This window comes from Rhodococcus sp. B10 (assembly GCF_011770055.1).
Lineage (GTDB): Bacteria > Actinomycetota > Actinomycetes > Mycobacteriales > Mycobacteriaceae > Rhodococcoides > Rhodococcoides kyotonensis_B.
In genome coordinates, this window is record NZ_JAAFYV010000002.1 from 153,174 (window position 1) to 173,344 (window position 20,171).

Genomic DNA, 20,171 nt, shown 5'->3' on the forward strand with positions numbered 1-20,171 from the left:
GCGCGCCTGCTTGTTAATTCACGTGCTGTTCAGATGCAGTCTCTACGGTGCCGGGCATGAGGATTTTCGCCGGTGTTTGTGCTGTTGCCGTGTTGGCCGGGTGCGCGTCGCCCGCCGAGTCCGGGGCCGAGGATGAGGCGTCGACCATCAGGGTTGCGACGTTCAACGCGAGCATGAATCGAAGCGCCGCGGGCGAGCTGGTCGCCGACCTGCAGGGCGACGATGCGCAGATACGTGCGGTTGCCGACATCGTCGGGCAGAACGATCCGGATGTGTTGCTGATCAACGAGTTCGACTATTCGGGTCCCGATGCGGTGAACCTGTTTCGTGATCGGTATCTCGAAGGCAGATACGAATTCTCGTACACGGCGCCCGTGAACACGGGTGTCGACTCGGGGCTGGATCTGGATGTCGACGGCGCCACGGGTGGCCCGGGAGATGCCTACGGGTTCGGTCAATTCCCTGGCCAGTACGGAATGGTGGTGTTGTCGAAGTATCCGATCGACACCTCGGGCGTGCGTACGTTCCAGAACTTCCTGTGGAAGGACATGCCGAGTTCGCTGTTGCCACGGGACTACTACGGGGAGGCGTCGGACGCGTTGCGACTGTCCAGCAAGTCGCACTGGGATGTACCGGTGGATGTCGACGGCCGGACGCTGCATGTGCTGGCGTCGCATCCGACTCCCCCGTCGTTCGACGGCCCGGAGGATCGGAACGGCAAGCGCAATCACGACGAGATCCGACTGACGGCCGACTACATCTCCGGTGCGGAGTATCTGTACGACGACAACGGAGTTCGTGGCGGATTGGACTCCGGTGCAACGTTCGTCGTGGTGGGTGATCAGAACAGCGATCCGGTCGACGGCGATTCGGTGGCCGGGTCGATTCAGCAACTGTTGGATCACCCTCGAGTTCAGGATCCTGCGCCGACGTCGGAAGCCGGTAGTGGAACGGATACAGCGGATTTCGCCGATCCCGTGCCCGGCGATCTGCGGGTCGACTACGCCTTGCCATCGGACGACCTGCCGGTCGCGGGCTCGGGTGTTCATTGGCCGGCCGGGGTGGAACACCCGTCGGACCACAGGTTGGTGTGGGTGGACGTGCAGATCTAGGGCCCTCGCGCGACGGCGTAGGGCGCGTGTGTATTCGTCGTCTCCGTCTCTCGGACGGCGTCTTCAGACGCGGCGCCGGTTGACGCTGTGGCCGGACGTCGTCGACGGGGTTCGCGAGTTGCGGGGATCGGCTGTGGTGGACGAGTGTCGTCGATGGTGAATCGGCCGAAAAGCACGAAAGCGATTGAGGTGCATCGCTGACCGCCGAGATGTTCGACGGATTCGAGCTAGATCCGTGTTGCACGAACAAACGTGCCGATACTTGGGTGTGCGCCCTGAGCGTGCAGCGATGGTGGCGTCGCACCCGTACGATCTGCGGGCGGCTCGAGATCTGGGAATGTCAACTGTGTTCGTATACCGGCCTCTCGAGTTCGGGCGCGTCGAGGATGCTGTCGACGACGTGGACAGCGAATTCGACCACAGGGTCACGGATATCCGGGATGTGACGTAGAGGCGTTCGGGTGCCCGGGCCCAGTCCCATTGATGCGTGACGCTGGTCGATGCCTGTCGCGATGGGCGCGGCGCGTTCTTGTCGGTGGCATGTGGTAGCGCCCGCAGCATCGAAATCCTCTGTGACGCAGTAACTTTTCCTTGACATCGCGATCTCCGGTGGTATAGTCGAACACAAGTTCGAATCGAGTCGGGGGGCTTGAATCCATGCCGTTCACGGAGCGCAGCGCGTTCGCGAAATACGTCGGACCACAGAAGAAACCGGTCATCGACACGGCGGTGTTGGGTGAACTGTCGCAGGTCGCGGTCCTGGAGAATCAGGCCTGCGCACGGAAAGTCGCTCTCGCAGCCCACATATGGGATTCGTGCATCCATCAAACCATTCAGGTCGGGGACCTGATCACCGACGCCGGCAACTATGCGGCCTCCGAAACAGCGAAGATTTTGGGCTGCTCGAAAACCGTCGCGGACACCTTCGCCGAGATCGGCATGGACCTACGCCTACGCCTGCCCGCGATCAAAACAGCATTCGACGCCGGCGAACTCGACCTCGCCCGCGTCCGCGCGATCTACCGCGTCACCTCCCCGCTGTCTTTGGATGCCGCCACACGGATCGAAGCCGAAGTGCTACACGCCGCCAGAAGGCTCTCCCCCGGACCATTGGCCACCGAAATCGCCGCCATCATCCAGCGCACCGCACCCGACGAAGTCGCCGAAACACGGGAAGACCTGAAAAAACTCACCGGAGTGCGCTACCGCGACAAAGACCTGATCGCCACCATCGAAGCAACCCTCGACGCCGCCGACGCCGCCGCCTGCTGGCAAGCGATCACCGAAATGGCCGCCACCCTATGCCCGCGCGACCCCCGCACCCGCAGCCAACGCCTCGCCGCCGCCTACACCGCATGCATACGACGCGAAACCCATCTCGCCTGCACCTGCGAAGCCGACGAAGACCACCCCTGCACCGCCAACCGAACCCTGCCCGACCGGCGAGTACCACTGACCTCGATCACCATCGACCTCGCCACCCTCGCCGCATTGAACGATCTACCCGCCTACCTCGCCGGACACGGCCTCATCGACGCCGCCTACGCCCGCGAACTCGCCGCCAACAGTGACTGGCAGATCGTCATCACCGAAGCCCGCAACATCGCCGACGAACTCCAGATCACCACCACAGCCGACGACACGGCCGACAACGACGAAGTAAACGACGCGAGCGAGGCTGACGACGACATTCAGGCTAGCGACGAGACCTGCAGCGGCGGAGGCGGCGAAAACGAGGCCGACGGCGAGAGCGCGGAGACCGAGACCACCGAGGCAACCGAGACCGCGGAGAGTGAGAACACTGCGGCCGAGACCGACGACCAGGTCGAAGAAAACGACAGCGACGCGACCAACGGCCAGGGCGAAAAAGACGGCAGCGAGGCGGCCGAAGGAACGGCCGGTCATGAAAGCTCCGAAGGAACGGTCGGCCAACAAAGCGCCGAGCAGGGTGATCCCGGGGACGCCGCGGCCGAATCCGAGAATGCCCCCGCAGCTACCGGAGGCTCGGCATCTGTCGATCATCTGACATTCCACCCACTCGGACGCGGGCGACGCCGACGCGGACTGAACCTCCCGAAACCCGCAGCAGGCGCCACTCGCGCACAGACCGTCCCCAACGACACCGGCCCCTACCGCGGCTCCTACACACTCATCGCCGCCCTCGGAGAAAGCGATCGCCGCCAACCCCGCAGTCGCGCAAGCGCTCTACCCCGACGGCCACGGAGGATTCATCGAACCACCCGCCGGAGCACTGCACTACAAGCCCCGCACACAGCTCGCCGACCTGGTCCGCCACCGCGACCGCACCTGCCGATTCCCCGGCTGCGACGTACCCGCAGCCAGCTGCGAACTCGACCACATCATCCCCTACCTCCACCACGACCCCGCCCACGGCGGCTGGACGATCCTGACCAACGTGCACTGCCTGTGCCGCTACCACCACTCCCTCAAAACCATGGGCGCCTGGCACACCACCATGCTCGCCGGAGCCATCGAATACTGGACATCGAACTCCGGCAGCACCGCCGTCACCCTCCCCGGAAGCAGCGTCGGCGCAACCGATCTCACCGGCCACACACTCACACCCCACATACCCCGCAAACGCAGACCCACATGCAAAGCAGAACCCGCCGAACCGGAATCGACAGCCCCATCGCCCGTCGAGCCCGAAAAGACCAGCGAGACAGAGAAGACCAGGGGGCCGAGAAGGCCAGCGAGACAACCACCCACGATCAACCCACCGACCCCTGGAACGTCGATATCACCGGAAAAGAAAGGGTAGACGCCGATGACCCAGCGCCGTTCTGACACAGGCGATCCGACAACGACGATCCCCTGCCCCACCGTGATGGCAGGACAGGGGATCTACGCGTCATGGCCTGAGGTCGGGGGCTGCCATGTCTTGGTGCTGCGTGGCTCAGCCGGCGTAGGTGCTGAGGTCGTAGACAGTCGTGCCGTCGACAGTCGTGGCCGTGAAATTGGCGGCCACCCATTCTGCGATCTCGGACGACGTACTGTCCGAGCCACCGCCGGGACCGCCCGGTCCGCCCATGCCTCCGCCCTGACCACTCGAGATGTAGTACTTCACCTGATGGTCCGCGACATACGCGATGAACTGGTCGAGCGTCGGAGCAGGGTCACTGCTCCACCCACCGATCGCCATGACGGCCGTATCGGTAGCCAGCTCGTACGTCGCGGCCGACTGCGAACCGTTCACCGCGGCCGACCACGTGGTGCCGGCAGATTCGAGCAACTCGTTCACCGCATCGGACGATTGCGACGACATACCCGGGCCGCCGGACGGAGCGCCGCCGGACGGAGTACCGCCCTGGGTGCTGTCGGACACCGACGCGCCGGGCTGCTGACCATCACCCGTACCGCTGGGCACCTCACCGCCGGACATTCCACCGGCCGGCATCTCACCACTCGGCATTTCACCACCGGGCGCCTGACCGTCACTCGGCATCCGCATGCCGCCGCCACCCATGCCGCCACCCATGCCGCCGCCCATACCGGTATCCGAGACGGCACCGGTCGGACCAGCGGTCGGGATGGATCCACCATGCGCGGTCGCCGCCGTCGCGATGGCGTACGACGTCCCACCACCGAGTCCTGCCAGCGCCCCGACGATCAGCGCGACAGCCGCCAACTTCCGGAACCGACCGGCCGCAAGCCACAGCGCAGCTCCGACGACCGTGCCCACCAACAAGATCCATTTCAATGCGGGCAGCCAATCGGCATTGCGGTTCAGCAAGACCCACGACCAGATTCCGGCAGCGAGCATGACTGTCGCCAGACCCGCTCTGCCCCAGACCGATTCACGGCGCAACCACAGTGCGTACCCGCCCGTACCGATCAGACCTGCGATCGCGGGCGCCAGAGCCACCGTGTAGTAGGGATGAATCGTGCCGGACATGTAACTGAAGATCAGGCCCGTCACGAGGAACCAGCCGCCCCACAGCACGAGCGAGGCTCGCAGCAGGTCCGTCCGCGGCGCGCGACCGCGAGCAATCAACCCGAACACCAACGCGATCAGCGCAGCCGGAACGAGCCACGAGATCTCGATACCCATCTCGCTGCCGAACAACCGATCCAGGCCGGTGGCGCCGCCGAAACTGGAACCCGCAGCGGCGCCGCTCATTCCGCCGCCACCGCCCCCACCGCCGTTGCCGCTTCCTCCGAAGATGCGCCCGAGCCCGTTGTAGCCGAGCACCAGATCCAACACGGTGTTGTCCGTCGAACCACCGATGTACGGACGAGCATCGGCAGGCCACAACGCGACCGTCACGACCCACCACCCGGCACCGGCGATCAACGCCGCGAAAGCACCGACGAGATGCAGCAGGCGCGCACGCAGACGTGCTTGTCCCGCAACGAGATACGTCAGTCCGAACGCGGGCAACACCAGCAGGCCCTGCAGCATCTTCGTCAAGAACGCGAATCCCAGTGCGACACCGGCGAACGCGAGCCACATCGCAGCACGAAGACCGACCGCAGTCTGCAACGACCGCACCACGAAGTACGCGCCCACCGTCATCAGCAGCACCAGCAGCGCGTCGGGATTGTCGAACCGGAACATCAGAGCAGCAGCGGGAATCGACGCCAACGCAGCACCGGCCAGCAGACCGGCAGTCGGATTCGCGACCCGCTTCACCGCGGCATACACCGTCGCCACCGCGCCGACACCCATGAGCGCTTGCGGGACGAGCAGGCTCGCGCTGGAGAATCCGAAGATCCTCGCGGAGAGGCCCATCACCCACAGCGACGCCGGCGGCTTGTCGACGGTGATGAAGTTCGACGAGTCGAGCGAACCGAAGAACCACGCCGTCCAGTCCTTCGAACCCGCCTGCGCCGCCGCGGCATAGAAGGTGTTGGCGTAGCCGCTCGCAGTCAGATTCCACAGATAGAGCACCGCCGTGGCGACGAGCAGCGCGGCCAGCAGAACATGATCGCGGTTCGACGTGAAACGACGCGCGCGGCGGTGCCGAGACGCAGCGCGCGGCTGCGGAGTCGCTCGCGGTGGCAGAAGTGGTGTGGTCACGGTGGTCCTCCATCGAAGATGTCTTGTGACCAGAGTGACCCCGCTACTTGCGGCAGGCCTGGGAGCTCGCTCGAGGAAAGCAGTGAGTCTCGGGCGCCGTCGAACGAGGTACTACCGACGCTTCTCCTCCGATTCGGCCCCAGCCGCATCGTCGGAAGCGTCCTGAGCAGCCGCCTCCGCCTCCCGCTCCTGACGCGCGGCCGCGATGCCGGACATCGTCCGCAGCGGCACCTCCTTGACGAACAGCACGAGCACGAATCCGACGACCATCAGAATCGACACCGCCAGGAACACGTAGTCCATCGCGTTCGAGAAACCTATGCGGAACGGCTCGGCCAGAACCGAGTCGATCTTCTGGATGAACGACGAGTCGGTCAGCGCACTCCCCGCGACCGAGGAATCGTGCGTGATCAGTGCGTTCGCGAAGCCGGACTCGAGCGGATCACTGCTTGTGGCAGCCGTCTTCACAGCCTCCTGGAACTCGGGATCCGAACTGGCCGCCACGAGCGCATCCCCGGTCTTCGGAGTGAGCTGGTTGAACAGCATCGACAGAAACACCGCGACACCCAGCGTCGCTCCGATCTGGCGGAAGAACGTCGCCGCGGACGTCGACACACCCATGTCCTTCGGTGGCATCGCGTTCTGGATCGCCAACGTGAGGGGCTGCATCATCGACCCCAGTCCGATGCCGAACACAGCCATCACGATCATCGTCTGCCACAGCGGGGTGTCCGCACCCACGTAGTGGAACGCGAACATCGCAACCGCCATCAACGCGGTGCCGACGATCGGGAAGATCTTGTATCGGCCGGTCTTCGAGATGACGCGACCCGACACGATCGACGCGACCATGAGCGCCCCGACGAGCGGAAGCGTCTGATACCCGGCGAGCGTCGGCGACGAGCCCTTCACGACCTGCAGATACTGCGGCAACAGCGAGATACCACCGAACATCGCCGCACCGGCGATGACACTGACCGCGATACACAGCGCGAACAGCCGGTTCCGGAAGAACCGCATGGGGATGAGGGCGTCGTCGCGCATCTTGATCTCGACCAGAACGAACAGCACGACGCCGACGACACCGATGGCGAAGCATGTCGACGCGCGCGCCGACGTCCATCCCCAGACGCGGCCCTGCTCGGCGACGATCAGCAACGGGACGAGGCCGATGGTCAGCAACACCGCTCCCCACCAGTCGACGCGCGCCTCCCGCCGATACACGGGCAGATTCAGCACCCGCCACACCACGACGAGCGCGATGATGCCGAGCGGAACGTTGATGTAGAAGACCCAGCGCCACCCGGTGATCCCGAGGATCGACGACTGGCCGGCCAACAGGCCACCGATGACGGGACCGAGGACGCTCGACGTGCCGAACACGGCCAGAAAATAGCCCTGGTACTTCGCTCGCTCACGGGGCGGCACGATGTCGCCGATGATGGCCAGCGCCATCGACATCAGACCGCCCGCGCCGAGGCCCTGCACGGCCCGGAACGCAGCGAGCTCGTACATCGACGTCGCGATCCCACACAGCATCGAGCCGACGACGAAGATCGAGATGGCCGTCATGAAGAACGGCTTGCGCCCGTAGAGATCGGACAGCTTGCCGTACAACGGCGTCGACACCGTCGAGGTGATCAGGTACGCCGTCGTCACCCACGCCAGGATCGAGAACCCGTTGAGGTCGTCGGCGATCGTACGCACCGACGTCGACACGATCGTCTGGTCCAACGCAGCGAGGAACATGCCGAGCATCAGCCCGGACAGGATCGTCATGATCTCCCGGTGGCTGTACTCGCCGGAATCGGATGCCGTCACGTCAGGTTGGGATACCACGCTTGGTCACACCTTTACGTTTTGTTTGCTTACGTCATGCAACTAAAAAGCAGACCACCAGCATGCTCGCGGCCGGATGAGATTGCAAAGAGATTTCACCCGGCCGGGCACGTGAGAAGAGCAGAATTCGACACCATGCCCGACAACCAGGTTCAGGTTCGCAGAGTTGCGGCGCACTACGGCATTTCGCTGATCGTCCTCAACGTCGTCGCCGCGGTCCAGGTCGGATTCGTCGTCGCTCTACTGGCTCGATCCGAGTCGACGTCGGTGGCAGGTGTCCTGACCGACCCGGCCTACAGCGCATTCCGCTGGATCGTGCCGCTGGGCATCACGACCGGCGCAGCGGCAGGTGTCCTGCTGATCGTTCCCACTCTGCGGTGGGTCGCGCGCGGGGACGTCCCGACGGCAGGACAGTCCCGGCACGCTGTCCGAACACCGCTGCGTCACACGATCTCCCACCTGGTGATGTGGCTCGTCTTCGGTTTCGCGCTTGCGCTGCTGACCCACGACACCGATCGCGACATCACCGTGCTGATCGTCGTCGGCACGGTCTTCGGCGCCGTGACGACCGCGGGCACGGGCTACCTTCTCACCGAGCGAGCACTCCGCCCGGTGGCCGCGCTCGCGTCGGCGACGGCACCGAGAACGCGGCCGGAATCATCCGTCCTCACCCGGCTCATCGGCACGTGGCTGGTCTGCACGGCGATTCCCGTCGCGGCGATCACGCTCATCGTCGTCGTCCACGCCACCGGTACGCCCCTGAAGATCGAGGCACCCATCGAGCTCCCGATACTGATCGTGTCGGCGATCGCGCTGGCCACCGGCTTGCGCGGGACGATACTCGTCGCCCGGTCCGTGTCGGAGCCCGTCCGTGAAGTGAGCTCGGCCATGACGGAAATCGAAGACGGCAGAACCGACGTCGCGGTCCCGGTCTACGACGCTTCCGAGATCGGAACTCTGCAGCGCGGATTCAACAGCATGGCCGCCGGGTTGGCCGAGCGTGAGCGTCTTCGTGACCTGTTCGGTCGACACGTCGGCGCACAGGTCGCCTCGCGCGCGCTCGAGGAGTCGGACTTCCCCCGTGGCGACGTCCGCTACGCGGCGGTGCTGTTCATCGACCTCGTCGGGTCGACGTCGTTCGCCGTCGATCATCCGCCCGAACGCGTCGCCGAAGCATTGAACGAGTTTCTCGCGATCGTCGTCGAAACCGTCGACGACAACCTCGGCTTCATCAACAAATTCGAGGGCGACGCGGCACTCGCGATCTTCGGTGCGCCGCAGCCCATCGACGACCCGGCAACGGCTGCGTTGCGCGCCGCACGCGATCTGCGCGTCGCGCTGCAGGTACTCGACTCGATGGATTTCGGAATCGGCGTCGCAGCCGGACAGGTCTTCGCCGGCGACATCGGTGCGAAAACACGCTACGAGTACACCGTCATCGGCGAGCCGGTGAACTGTGCGGCGAGGCTGTCGGACCTGGCGAAGACCGAACCGTCGCGGGTCCTCGTCGCGGCGGATCTCGTCGACGTCGCCGCGGCCGACGAGGCCGAGCAGTGGCATGGCACAGGGCACGTCACGTTGCGGGGTCTGGCCGCGCCGACGGCCGTCGCGACGCTCGCGGGAAGCACTACCGGTCGCGAACGCGCTGAATGACCTCCCGCATCGTGTGCGGGTAGATGCCCTCGTCGGCCAGCTGACGACGAGTCTTGCGACGCGTCAGCAACACCCCGACGATCGCGACGATCCACACCGGGTACTGCGCGAGAAAGGCGACGCGGAACGCGTCGAACGTGTAACCGCCCAGCGCCTGCAGAATCCACCCGATCGCGGCGATCACGAGGAGCGACGCCGTGAACCCGCCGATGTTGACCATGCCCTGAGCCGTACCGAGGTTCGCGCTCGGGTTGAAGGTACGGGCGTAGTCGAACCCGATCATCGACCCGGGACCACCGACCGAGATGACGACGACCAGCAGCACCAGCAGCCACAACGGCGCGGGGCCGGGCAGCGCCAGCACGATGCCCCACATCGCGGCATTGCTGACCATGACGGCCAGCACCAACCACGACCGACGCATCGGATACCGGCCGGTGAGGATGCCGAGGCAGATGCCGGAGAACACCGACGACACCACCGAGATGGACAGCAACCCTCCTGCCGTCGACGCCGACAGACCCTGCCCGGACGTCAGGTACGGAATGCCCCACAGCAGCGCGAACACGGTGATCGAGAACTGCGTGCCCATGTGACTGAAGAAGCCGAGCCGCGTGCCAGGGCGCTTCCACACCTGGCCGATCGACCCGAACGTCTCCCGCAGGGACGTCGTCGATTCGACGACGTCGGCGCCGGCAGGTGTGTCCCGAATCAGGGACAACGCGAGCACGAAAGCCAACAGGCCGAGCGACGCGGCACTGCCGAACGCGAATGTCCACCCGGGTCCCTGCAGCAGAATCAGGAACGGCACCGCGGACAGAATTTGTCCCGACTGCCCGATCAGACCGGTCAGCTGCGACACGATCGGCACCTGACGCGGCGGGAACCATCGCGGCACCAGCCGCAGCACCGAGATGAACGTCAGGGCGTCACCGATACCGACGAGGGCACGGGCCGCGACGGCCACCGGCAGCGACTCCGTCACGGCCAGCATGACCTGCGCCGTCGTCATCAGAAGCGCACCGAGCGCGATCATCTTGCGCGATCCGACACGGTCCAACAGCAGTCCTGCCGGGATCTGCATCGCCGCGTACACGACGACCTGCAGCACGACGAACGACGACAACACCGCTGGGTTGATCGAGAAACGAGACGCCGCTTCGAGACCGGCGACGCCGAAAGCAGTGCGGTGAAGGATGGCGACGATGTACGCGAAGACGCCGACTCCCCACACGACCCACACCGTTTTCACTGTGAACATTCTGCCGGGTGGCCTGTGGAAGGATTCGACCCGGCGGCGCGAGGCGAAGAGAAAGTGAGCAATCCCATGACCGACAGCTACATCCTGGTGCTCAACGGACCGAACCTGAACATGCTCGGTACCCGTCAGCCCGACGTGTACGGTCACGAAACGCTCGACGACGTCGTCGCCCTGTGCGAGAAAACCGCTGCCGCGCACGGACGCGCCGTCCGCGCCGAACAGTCGAATCACGAGGGCATGCTCATCGACTGGATCCACGAAGCCCGTGGGAAGGCGTCGGGCATCGTGATCAACCCCGGTGGTCTCACTCACACGTCCGTCGCACTCCGGGATGCACTCGTCATCCCCGAGGTGCCCATCGTCGAAGTGCACATCAGCAACGTCCACGCACGCGAGGAGTTCCGTCACCACTCGTTCGTCTCCCCCATCGCCAGCGGAGTGATCGCCGGACTCGGCATCGCGGGCTACGGATACGCCGTCGAGCGGATCGTCGCTCTTACGTAGCGCTCAGGTTCGCGCGCTTATCCTGGCCGGAGGACTTTTTCGGGTGAGCGAGGGAACCAGTGAGCAACAACAGCAAGAAGAAGGCACAGGCAGCCGCTGCCGCTCTGCAGGGCAAGAGGGACAAGCAGCGCCGCACACTGATCCAGATCGGTGTCGCCGTCGTACTCATTGCGCTCATCGCCGTCATCGGATTCTCGATCGCATCGAAGAAGTCCGACGACAGCACCGCAACACCTGACGCCACCCCGTCGGCAGTCACCTCGGACGGCGCCATCCGCATCGGCGACCCGAACGCCGCCGTCGTCGTCACGGTCGTCGAGGACTTCCAGTGCCCGGCCTGTAAGCAGTTCGAAGCCATCAGCGGTGACACCCTCTCGGGCCTCGTCGCCGACAACACCGTCGCGGTCGACTACAAGCCCATCGCGATTCTCGACCGCATGTCGTCGACCAACTACTCCACCCGCGCAGCCAACGCGAGCATGTGTGTCGCGGACGCGGACATCGCCGATTGGCCGGCGTGGCACACGGCCATGTTCGAGCAGCAGCCCGCCGAGGGCGGCAGCGGTCTGACCGACGACGAGCTCGTCGCCATCGCTGCCTCTGCAGGCGCGGACAGTGCCGAGGTGGCCGGCTGCATCACCGACGGCACCTACACCGACTACGTCACCAGCCAGACCCAGACCGTGCTGCAGGGCGGCGTCACCGGCACCCCGACCGTCTCGGTGAACGGCACCGTGGTCCAGAACCCGACGCCGGACGGCCTGCGCGCGGCCATTTCCGCAGCACAGTGAGACCCGCGAGGGTCACCGCGTGGGTCCTGTCGATCGGCGGCGTCCTCGGACTCCTCGCCGCACTGACACTCACGATCGAGCGGATCAAGCTGCTCGAGGACGCGTCGTACGTGCCGTCGTGCAGCCTGAACCCGGTACTGTCCTGCGGCTCGGTCATGACCACCGAACAAGCCGCGGTCTTCGGATTTCCCAATCCGATCCTCGGCATCGTCGCGTTCTCGATCGTCGTCGTCACCGGCGTTCTGACGCTCGCGAAGGTCGAACTCCCGCATTGGTACTGGCTCGGTCTGAGCCTCGGCACGCTCCTCGGCGAGGTGTTCGTCCACTGGCTGATCTACCAGAGCCTGTACGAGATCGGCGCACTCTGCCCGTACTGCATGGTCGTCTGGGCCGTGACGATGCCGATCTTCGTCGTGTCGCTGTCGCAGCTGGTCGATCGCCAGAGCGCAGGCACGGCGGCGAGGCTCCTGCTCGAATGGCGGTGGACGATCCTCGCTGTCTGGTACGCGATCGTCGTCGTCGCAATCGGTATCCGCTTCTCGGATTACTGGGCGACGCTGATCTGAAAGACTTTCTAGAGCACTGCCACAGCGTCGATCTCGATCAGTAATTCGGGCATCGCCAAACGAGCTACTTCGACGACGGTCTGCGCGGGCCGTGTCTGCGGGAACAGCTCACCCAGAATTCTGGTGTACGTATCCAGATTGCCGATGTCGACGAAGTACACCGTCACCTTCACGACGTCGTCCAGCGTGCCGTCCGCGGCCGCGAGGATGAGCCGGATGTTCTCGAAGGCCAACCTGATCTGCGCCTCGACGTCGTCGATACCGGCGAATCGACCGTCGGCGGTGATCGCCGTCTGTCCCGACAGATACAGGGTGCGCGAGGCGTTCGAGGTGACGACGCACTGCGACAACAACTGCTCACCCGGGTCCCAGACTGTGTCCGGTGACAGCACTTTTCTGGTGATGACGACCCCTCCTTGTGATCGGGGACAACTTTACTGCGAACCCAACACCGGCACGGCCGTACTAGAACTCGTTTCCGTTTCGGCCCGCGAATCATCTCGGCAAGGCATGATGTGTGAGTCAGCTCACGCGAAGGGGTTGGCGTGGCATGTCGGGGAGAGCTCGAGCACCAGGAGTTGTACATGGCAGGCGATCCGATCGCAGTGATAGTTGCCGTCATCGTGTCCGCCGCAGGCGCCGTAGCAGGAACCGATCTCCCCCAACCTGTCCAGGATGCGGCCGAGGATGTGGCTGCCGCAGCGGAGAACAGCGCGCCCGGGCTGACGCAGCAACTCGACGACTTGCTGAAGTCGATGCCCGAGCCGGCGCGGGACGCGGCGAGCGCAGCACTCGACAACGGCGCCGCCGCCCTCGAAACCGCCACTGACCCACTGTTGCTCGAGAAGCCCGCCGAGCCGGAGGCGCTGCCGGCGCCGGAAGCCGGGGCCGCCCCGGCACCCGAGCCGCCGGTTCCGGAATCACCCACCCTGCCCACCACGGAATTGGCGGCGAGCGTTCCCGTCGCACCGAGTGCGTTCGCGCCGTCGCTGTTCCCGTCCGGTGCAGGCACGATGCAGTTCGGCTCACTCAGCTTCTCGCTGTCCGACCTCACCAACCAGACCGCGTTCATGCCTGCCGCCGAAGCCGTTCGCCGGGCACTGTTCCCGGGCATGCCCGCGACGTTCACCGGTGTCTCGCTGTCGCCGATCGGTGCGATCACCGCATTCGTCCCCTGGCTGACGCGCGCCGGATCGCTCTGCGAGGGCGTCACGGCCCCGACCATCGCTGCGCTGTACGCCGCGGAGAACGGTTTTCGCTACGGCCCGACGTCACCCGTGTCGAGTTCGGGCGCACGAGGCCCCGGCCAGTTCATGCCGTCGACGTGGCGCAAGTACGGCAAGGACGCCGACGGCGACGGAGTGGCCGACATCAACGGCATCGCCGACTCGGTCATGGCGTCGGGAAACCTGTTGTGCGACATACATTCTCAGGTATCGAAATGGAAGTCCGACGGACGAGTCCAGGGCGACACACTGGATCTGACGATCGCCGGGTACAACGCAGGCGCCGGGGCCGTGCTTCGATCCGGCGGAATGCCGTCGGGAACACCGGATTACGAGAATCAGACGAAACCGTACGTCGCCAAGATCCGAGCGATGGAACCACAGTTCGCCGCGTTGCTGACGCCGTTCTCGGCGCTCGACCTCGCCGGAATCGGCGGCCGCGTCGTACAGCTCGCCATGGACTACCTCGGCCTGCCCTACGTGTGGGGCGGCGGCAACATCAACGGCCCGTCGGGCGGCGGGTTCGACTGCTCAGGACTGACGTCGTACGCGGTGTACAAGGCGTCGAACGGCACGCTGAAACTGCCGCGCACGTCCGAGACTCAGTGGAACGTCGGTACCGAGATTCCGCTGTCGATGGCGCAACCCGGCGATCTGCTGTTCGGCAACTGGCAATCCGGCGGCCCCGGCCACGTCGCCATCTACATCGGCAACGGTCAAATGGTGCACGCACCCACCACGGGCGACGTCGTCCGAGTCGCACCGGTGTTCGCGGGCATGAAGGCGCGGCACGTGCTCTGAGCAGCTACCTCGCGTCGACGGCGCCGGTGTCAGTCGTCGTCGACGCCGCGGGCCACGAGGGCGTCGCCCATGGCATCTGCGGTCCGCAGTGCCCGCACGAGAACCGGTGTAGCCAGTGCCGTCATCGACCACTGCAGACCGCGCGCCTTCCGTGCCTCCGCGACCTCGTGCACGATCGTGGCGAGCAGCGGAATACACCGGATCGCGAGGGCGAGCATCAGACCGACGCGCTCTGGGTCGACGCCGAACCGTCGTAGCGGCTGCAGTGCGCGAGAGACGGTGTCGAGCATGTCGCTGATCCGCGTCGTCAGCGTGAAGAGTGCGGCCAGCGCGACGGAGATCAGCAACAGCCCGCACACGACGAGGGCACGCTGCCACGACGTGATGATCACCTGGAACACACCGATGATCAGGAGCATCCAGACGATCGGACGTAGTTGCGCGACAGCAACTTTCGCCGGAATACGGGCTGTCGCGAACAGTGCTGCGACGACCACCGCGACTGCACCGACGGCTACTGGCGTGCGGACCAGGATCGTCGCGGCGAGGATCGCGACGATGAGCAGCACCAGTTTGACGCCCGCAGGCAGTCGGTGCAGCAGCGAGTTCCCCGGTCGATACAGCCCGATCACGCGACGAGCTCTCGATAGGCGGGAACGGCGTCGTCCGGGGTGCCGTCGAAGGCGACGCGACCGTCGTCGATGACGACGACGCGCTCGAAACCGTCGAGCAAAGCCAGCTGATGCGTCACGACGATCACTTGCTGATCCATCGAATTCAGTGCCTCGGCGACGACGCGTGCGTTGCGCAGATCGAGCAACGTCGTCGGCTCGTCGGCGATGACGACCTCGGGATGCCGGATCAGCACGGCACCGATCGCGAGCAACTGCTTCTGCCCACCGGACAGCAGATGCGACGGATGGTCGGCATGGCCGTCGAGCCGAAAGCGCACCAGAATCTCCCGGACGCGTTCGGCGATCTCGGTCTTGCTCAGCCCGGATCGGCGTAGCGAGAACGCGAGATCCTCGGCGACCGTCGGCATCACGATCTGCGTGTCCGGGTCGGTGAAGACGAAGCCGACCTTCTTGCGGATCTGTGCGCCCTTCTTCGACGCGTCCACGCCGTCGACGGTGACGGTGCCCGACGTCGGGGTCAGCAGACCGTTGATCGTCCGCGCCAGCGTCGACTTGCCCGATCCGTTGGTGCCGATGATGCCGACGCGGCGCTCGGTAATCGTCACACTGATGCCGCGCAACACTTCTCGGTCCCCGAACGAATGCCGCACCGAGTCGAACACGATTTCGCTCACCACGCACGCTCCACTATCATCGCAATACCTTGCCCACCGCCGATGGCGCAGGCCGCAAGCCCCACCTCGGGTCCGTCGTCCACAAGCATTCGAGCTGCCAAGCGCACCAACAGAATTGCGCCCGACGCGCCCCACGGATGCCCCATCGCAATGGCCCCTCCCTGCGGGCAGACGATATTCTCGTCGATGCCGAGGCTGTCCGTCACCGCCAGGACGACCGACGCGAATGCTTCGGTGATCTCGACGATTCCGACGTCCGCCAGCGCGACGCCGGTGCGTCGTAGTACCTTCTCGATCGCAGGCACCGGACCGAGGCCCGGTAGCGCCGGATCCGACCCGGCCACCGCCGAACCCAGAACACGCAGTGCGGGAAGTCCTTTCGCGCGCGCTTCCGTCGTCACCGCGAGAGCGGCTGCGCCGTCGGAGATTCCGCACGAGTTGCCCGCGGTCGCGGTGCCGTCGGCGCCGAAGCTCGGTCGCAGACGCGAGAGCCTCTGCTGTGTCATGTTGGGCCGAATGCGCTCGTCGCGAGGAAGGCCGGCGATCGGGACGATCTCGTGGGAGAAGTCGGTGGCCGCGGCGCGTGCATGCGACCGCGCGGCGTACGCGTCCTGCCGCTCGCGGCTGATTCCGAGCTTGCGCGCGAGATCGTCGGCGGCGACGCCCATGTCCGGGTCGGGAAAGCCGTCGGGCGCGAAGGGAGCACGGGTGTAGCGGACGGGAGTTTCATCAGATGCCGGTGGCCAGAAGCGCCACGGCGCGGTACTGGCCGACTCGACGCCACCGGCCAGGATCAGCTGGTCCTCGCCGCTGCGGACACGCATCGCAGCGTGCATGACGGCGTCGAGGCCCGATCCGCATTGGCGGTCGACGGTCACGCCGGGCACGTCGACGCCGAGTCCGGCGCGCAGGGCCGCGATGCGGGCCGGGTCACCGCCCGGACCCAGGCAGTTGCCGAGCACGACGTCGTCGACCTCGTCGGAGCATCCCGATTCGCGCAGCGACGTCACGACCGCGGACAGCACGGGCGCGGCAATATCCGTCGTCGTCAGATTCTTGAGACCGTGCCCGGCATTTCCGATCGGCGTCCGCCACGGCGCAACCAGAACGGGCATCGCAGTCATGACAACGAGTCTTTCACCCGACCACGCGCGATCTTTCCGCTGCCCGTACGTGGCAACTCGTCGACGACCACCCAGCGGCGTGGAACCGCCTCTTTCTGCAGTCGGCGACGGGCGTGCTGTTTGACCGTGTCGAGGTCGCCGTCCAGCTCGACCACCGCGGTGACCGTCGCGCCGAGCACGTCGTGCGGTGTACCGATCGCGGCAGCTGCTCGGACACCGTCGATGGCGTCGAGAATGCGTTCGACATCCTCGGCGACCACGGTCGTGCCCCCGACGTCGATGACCGCATCGCCGCGGCCGAACACGGCGAGTGTGCCGTCGTCGGACAGCTCGGCCAGGTCGCCGACGCCGACCCACTCGGGCGTTCCGAGCGCGGCGTACGGGCTGCGGACGACGAGCAACCCGTCGTCCACTCGTGCCTCGACGCCGTCGAGAAGCCTCAGCGGTTCGGGCACCCTGCGCGCGGCAACGAGCGATAGCTCGGCGGCGCCGTAGTACTCGATGAGGTCGAGGCCTGCGGCACGCTCCTGCGCGCCGGCGTCGAGTGCGGTTCCGGCGACGACGACGGTCCGCAGCTGTGGGGCGTCGTGCACGAGCAGCCGCAGTACCGCAGGCACGGCGTGCGCGGCCGTCGCGATCTGCTCGTCGTCGGTGACGCACGCACCGATGTGCAACGCGTGGACGGCCGCGAAAAGGTGCATCGTCGCGTGCAGCGGGCCGGTGATCAGGACCGTGTCCTCGGGCTTCAGACCCGTGACCGCGGTGAATGCATCGAAGCTGTCGGCCCACGACGCGACGGTGCGTGCCAGTGGCCTGGGGCGTCCGGTGGATCCGGATGTGGCGACGAGCAGCCAAGCTCCAACGGGAATTTCGCGGGACTCGGGCCTCGCATCGGGATTCTCGACGCGTACTGCTGTGCCCCGGCGGGCAGCCGCGAAGACGGCGACGAGGGCCGTCGGAACATCGAGTTCCGACGCGTCGCACACGGGCTCGTCGGGCCACGCGTCGATCGCTGCGTCGAACTCGGCATAGGTGACGGTCCGGCCGGCCCACCTCAGTGCCGGCGCGTCACCTACTCCGCCGAGCACTTCGGTCACGAACGGATCAGGCCCGGGTAGGCGCGGTGCACGCTCTTGGCGACGACGGTAGCGATGACGACCTTCAGCGCATCACCGGGCAGGAATGCGAAGTTGGCGGAGATGGCACCCCAGACTCCGATGTCCGTCCGCAGCAGCAGGCCGAATGTGCCGAAGACGTAGATGACGAGGATGCCGCCGAGCGCGTTGATCAGCAGACCGAGCACGACGGGGTACTTCGGCAGAATGCGTGCCGTCAGCAGGCCGATGACGAAGGCGGCGGGAATCCAGCCGATCAGGTATCCGGCGCTGGGTCCGGCGAGAGCGGTCAGACCCGTCCGTCCACCCGACAGCAGGGGTAGGCCGATCAGCGTCAGTGCGATGAACACGACGACGGCCAGCGTCCCCTTGCGGGCACCGAGGATCGCTCCGGCGAGGATGACGCCGAGCGTCTGCAGCGTGATCGGAACACCACTGAAGCCGACGGTGATGGCGCCGGGCAGGCCGAGCGCTGCCAGCAACGCAGCGAATACAGCGATCTGAGCCATGTCACGGGCCGAGATACGGAAATTCGAACCGGCCACTGTCGACTCCTGTGCGCCTGCCATGATCACTCCTCGTGATGCGAACTTGAACGGCGTTCAAGGTAGCAGGTGGGAGCGGCGGTTCGAAAACGACTCGACCACCCACAGCACGAAACCGAGCGCGGGGAACGCGGCACCCAGCGCGCACACTGCCGGCCATCCCGCCCACGTGTAGACCACGACGGACAGTGCACTGCCGATCGACCCCGCCAGGAAGTAGGTGGTCATGTAGGCCGTGTTGAGTCGGCTGCGGGCGTCGGGTCGTAGCGGGTAGAACAGGCTCTGGTTGCTGATGTGGGTGCCCTGGATGCCGAGATCGAGCAGCGCGACACCTGCCGCCAGAGCGAGAACGTGCTGCTCGCCGACGGCAAGGAGCAGGAAACTGAGCGACGTGACGAGGACGAACAACCCTGTCTGGCGCTGCGCGTAGCCACGATCGGCGAGCCGACCCGCGAACCGCGCCGCCAGCGCACCGGCGACGCCGACCAGCGTGAACAGCCCGATTCGCGCGTCGGACCAGCCATAGGCAGGCCCCGCGAGCAGGAATCCCACCGACGTCCAGAACACCCCGAACGACGCGTAGGTCGTGGTTCCGTACGCGATCCGCCACCGGAGAACGCGCTCTTCGCGAACCAATGCCACGACGGACGCCAGCAGACCCCGATACGTGAGCGAAGCGTCGGGCGGAACCGTCGGCAGGGTCCGCACCAGCAAATACGCGAGAACCATCAACGACGCCGCGACCACGAAGACAGCCCGCCAACCGCCGACCTGAGCGATGAGACCGGCGACGACCCGCGACAACAGAATGCCCAGCAACAGCCCGGTCATGACGTTGCCGATCACGCGTCCGCGTTCGTCGTCGGTGGCCAACGACGCGGCCAGCGGCACCAGAACCTGACCGACCACGGAGCCCGCACCGGCTATCACGGCTGCGCTGGCCAGGACCTGCCACGATGGTGCTGCTGCCATGACCACGAGGGCCGCGCACGTCACGGTCAGCATGACCGCCAACAGCTTTCTGCGTTCGACGAGGTCACCGAGAGGGACGAGCATCGCCAGCCCCACCGCGTACCCGATCTGGCTCGCAGTGACGACCAGTCCGACATTCGTGGTCGACGCGTTCAGACTCTCGGCGATCGCGTCGACCAGTGGCTGCGCGTAATAGCTGTTCGCCACCACGAGGCCGGAAATCAGCGCCATCACCGCGGTCAAGCGTGAGTCCAGTGGCGCGTCGGCAGTTGCACGTGTTCGCATCACTGCATCGTCGCGAGAATCGCTTCA

General features: G+C 65.8%; 17 protein-coding genes. 7 read left to right on the forward strand and 10 right to left on the reverse strand.

All coding sequences use genetic code 11. From position 1 onward, the window contains the following. The first annotated feature begins 56 nt into the window (after positions 1–56). Both RhoFasB10_RS02025 and RhoFasB10_RS26205 read left to right on the forward strand, forming a co-directional pair. Entirely contained in the window at positions 57–1,112 is a 1,056-nt protein-coding gene (locus RhoFasB10_RS02025) for an endonuclease/exonuclease/phosphatase family protein (protein WP_167674892.1), read from the forward strand. A 657-nt stretch (positions 1,113–1,769) separates the two neighbouring features. Continuing rightward, positions 1,770–3,920, forward strand: a complete 2,151-nt coding sequence (locus RhoFasB10_RS26205) for a DUF222 domain-containing protein (protein ID WP_240930822.1) — start codon at positions 1,770–1,772, stop codon at positions 3,918–3,920. A gap of 109 nt (positions 3,921–4,029) precedes the next feature. Here the strand turns inward: RhoFasB10_RS26205 and RhoFasB10_RS02035 are convergent, their stop codons facing one another. Together RhoFasB10_RS02035 and RhoFasB10_RS02040 are read right to left on the reverse strand one after the other, a co-directional pair. Beyond that, positions 4,030–6,054, reverse strand: coding sequence for a glycosyltransferase family 39 protein (locus RhoFasB10_RS02035; RefSeq protein ID WP_167674943.1), 2,025 nt, complete (start codon positions 6,052–6,054; stop codon positions 4,030–4,032). Between the two features lie 210 nt (positions 6,055–6,264). Further along, positions 6,265–7,932, reverse strand: a complete 1,668-nt coding sequence (locus RhoFasB10_RS02040) for an MDR family MFS transporter (protein WP_167674945.1) — start codon at positions 7,930–7,932, stop codon at positions 6,265–6,267. Positions 7,933–8,127: 195 nt separating this feature from the next. Here RhoFasB10_RS02040 and RhoFasB10_RS02045 point away from each other — a divergent pair, with 195 nt between their 5' ends. Then, positions 8,128–9,645 (forward strand): adenylate/guanylate cyclase domain-containing protein, encoded by a 1,518-nt coding sequence (locus RhoFasB10_RS02045; RefSeq protein WP_068427775.1) that lies wholly within the window; start codon positions 8,128–8,130, stop codon positions 9,643–9,645. On the opposite strand, the gene RhoFasB10_RS02050 is transcribed toward RhoFasB10_RS02045, so the two are convergent. After that, positions 9,620–10,906, reverse strand: a complete 1,287-nt coding sequence (locus tag RhoFasB10_RS02050; RefSeq protein WP_068427773.1) for an MFS transporter — start codon at positions 10,904–10,906, stop codon at positions 9,620–9,622. The genes RhoFasB10_RS02045 and RhoFasB10_RS02050 overlap by 26 nt on opposite strands. 66 nt (positions 10,907–10,972) lie before the next feature. On the opposite strand from RhoFasB10_RS02050, the gene aroQ reads away from it, so the two are divergent. From aroQ to RhoFasB10_RS02065, 3 genes are read left to right on the forward strand one after another with little or no spacing between them, the layout of a single operon-like run. Next, positions 10,973–11,410 carry a type II 3-dehydroquinate dehydratase gene (aroQ, locus tag RhoFasB10_RS02055; protein WP_174551443.1) on the forward strand — a complete coding sequence of 146 codons (438 nt, stop codon included), beginning with the start codon at positions 10,973–10,975 and terminating at the stop codon, positions 11,408–11,410. Positions 11,411–11,469: 59 nt separating this feature from the next. Further along, positions 11,470–12,201, forward strand: coding sequence for a thioredoxin domain-containing protein (locus tag RhoFasB10_RS02060; RefSeq protein ID WP_167674894.1), 732 nt, complete (start codon positions 11,470–11,472; stop codon positions 12,199–12,201). Further along, positions 12,198–12,767, forward strand: coding sequence for a vitamin K epoxide reductase family protein (locus RhoFasB10_RS02065; RefSeq protein ID WP_068427769.1), 570 nt, complete (start codon positions 12,198–12,200; stop codon positions 12,765–12,767). The genes RhoFasB10_RS02060 and RhoFasB10_RS02065 overlap by 4 nt, the downstream gene beginning before the upstream one ends. Positions 12,768–12,775: 8 nt before the next feature. Here the strand turns inward: RhoFasB10_RS02065 and RhoFasB10_RS02070 are convergent, their stop codons facing one another. Next, a complete protein-coding gene (locus tag RhoFasB10_RS02070) occupies positions 12,776–13,159 on the reverse strand; it encodes a RidA family protein (RefSeq protein WP_243636595.1) in 384 nt (127 codons plus the stop codon). A gap of 192 nt (positions 13,160–13,351) precedes the next feature. Between RhoFasB10_RS02070 and RhoFasB10_RS02075 the strand changes: the two genes are divergently transcribed. After that, on the forward strand, positions 13,352–14,794 hold the full coding sequence (locus tag RhoFasB10_RS02075; RefSeq protein ID WP_068427766.1) for a bifunctional lytic transglycosylase/C40 family peptidase: 1,443 nt from the start codon (positions 13,352–13,354) through the stop codon (positions 14,792–14,794). 29 nt (positions 14,795–14,823) lie between these two features. Here the strand turns inward: RhoFasB10_RS02075 and RhoFasB10_RS02080 are convergent, their stop codons facing one another. Genes RhoFasB10_RS02080 through RhoFasB10_RS02105 form a run of 6 tightly spaced genes read right to left on the reverse strand, consistent with a single transcriptional unit; the run spans position 14,824 to position 20,144 of the window. Continuing rightward, positions 14,824–15,426 carry an energy-coupling factor transporter transmembrane protein EcfT gene (locus tag RhoFasB10_RS02080; RefSeq protein WP_068427763.1) on the reverse strand — a complete coding sequence of 201 codons (603 nt, stop codon included), beginning with the start codon at positions 15,424–15,426 and terminating at the stop codon, positions 14,824–14,826. Next, complete coding sequence (locus RhoFasB10_RS02085) at positions 15,423–16,103, reverse strand: ABC transporter ATP-binding protein (RefSeq protein WP_167674896.1); 681 nt, start codon at positions 16,101–16,103, stop codon at positions 15,423–15,425. Before RhoFasB10_RS02085 ends, RhoFasB10_RS02080 begins: the two co-directional genes overlap by 4 nt. After that, positions 16,100–17,227 (reverse strand): thiolase family protein, encoded by a 1,128-nt coding sequence (locus RhoFasB10_RS02090; RefSeq protein WP_167674898.1) that lies wholly within the window; start codon positions 17,225–17,227, stop codon positions 16,100–16,102. The genes RhoFasB10_RS02085 and RhoFasB10_RS02090 overlap by 4 nt, the downstream gene beginning before the upstream one ends. After that, positions 17,224–18,324, reverse strand: coding sequence for an AMP-binding protein (locus RhoFasB10_RS02095; RefSeq protein WP_167674900.1), 1,101 nt, complete (start codon positions 18,322–18,324; stop codon positions 17,224–17,226). The genes RhoFasB10_RS02090 and RhoFasB10_RS02095 overlap by 4 nt, the downstream gene beginning before the upstream one ends. Continuing rightward, positions 18,321–18,911 carry a biotin transporter BioY gene (locus tag RhoFasB10_RS02100; RefSeq protein WP_240930823.1) on the reverse strand — a complete coding sequence of 197 codons (591 nt, stop codon included), beginning with the start codon at positions 18,909–18,911 and terminating at the stop codon, positions 18,321–18,323. Before RhoFasB10_RS02100 ends, RhoFasB10_RS02095 begins: the two co-directional genes overlap by 4 nt. 33 nt (positions 18,912–18,944) lie before the next feature. Continuing rightward, complete coding sequence (locus RhoFasB10_RS02105; RefSeq protein WP_206030396.1) at positions 18,945–20,144, reverse strand: MFS transporter; 1,200 nt, start codon at positions 20,142–20,144, stop codon at positions 18,945–18,947. Between the last annotated feature and the right edge of the window lie 27 nt (positions 20,145–20,171).

Bases quoted from the DNA above. Each gene is read 5' to 3' on its own strand.
- aroQ (WP_174551443.1), top strand. From the start codon at position 10,973: ATGACCGACAGCTACATCCTGGTGCTCAACGGACCGAACCTGAACATG.
- RhoFasB10_RS02050 (WP_068427773.1), bottom strand. From the start codon at position 10,906: ATGTTCACAGTGAAAACGGTGTGGGTCGTGTGGGGAGTCGGCGTCTTC.
- RhoFasB10_RS02090 (WP_167674898.1), bottom strand. From the start codon at position 17,227: ATGACTGCGATGCCCGTTCTGGTTGCGCCGTGGCGGACGCCGATCGGA.
- RhoFasB10_RS02040 (WP_167674945.1), bottom strand. From the start codon at position 7,932: ATGACGATCCTGTCCGGGCTGATGCTCGGCATGTTCCTCGCTGCGTTG.
- RhoFasB10_RS02105 (WP_206030396.1), bottom strand. From the start codon at position 20,144: ATGCGAACACGTGCAACTGCCGACGCGCCACTGGACTCACGCTTGACC.
- RhoFasB10_RS02025 (WP_167674892.1), top strand. From the start codon at position 57: ATGAGGATTTTCGCCGGTGTTTGTGCTGTTGCCGTGTTGGCCGGGTGC.
- RhoFasB10_RS26205 (WP_240930822.1), top strand. From the start codon at position 1,770: ATGCCGTTCACGGAGCGCAGCGCGTTCGCGAAATACGTCGGACCACAG.
- RhoFasB10_RS02045 (WP_068427775.1), top strand. From the start codon at position 8,128: ATGCCCGACAACCAGGTTCAGGTTCGCAGAGTTGCGGCGCACTACGGC.
- RhoFasB10_RS02100 (WP_240930823.1), bottom strand. From the start codon at position 18,911: ATGGCAGGCGCACAGGAGTCGACAGTGGCCGGTTCGAATTTCCGTATC.
- RhoFasB10_RS02075 (WP_068427766.1), top strand. From the start codon at position 13,352: ATGGCAGGCGATCCGATCGCAGTGATAGTTGCCGTCATCGTGTCCGCC.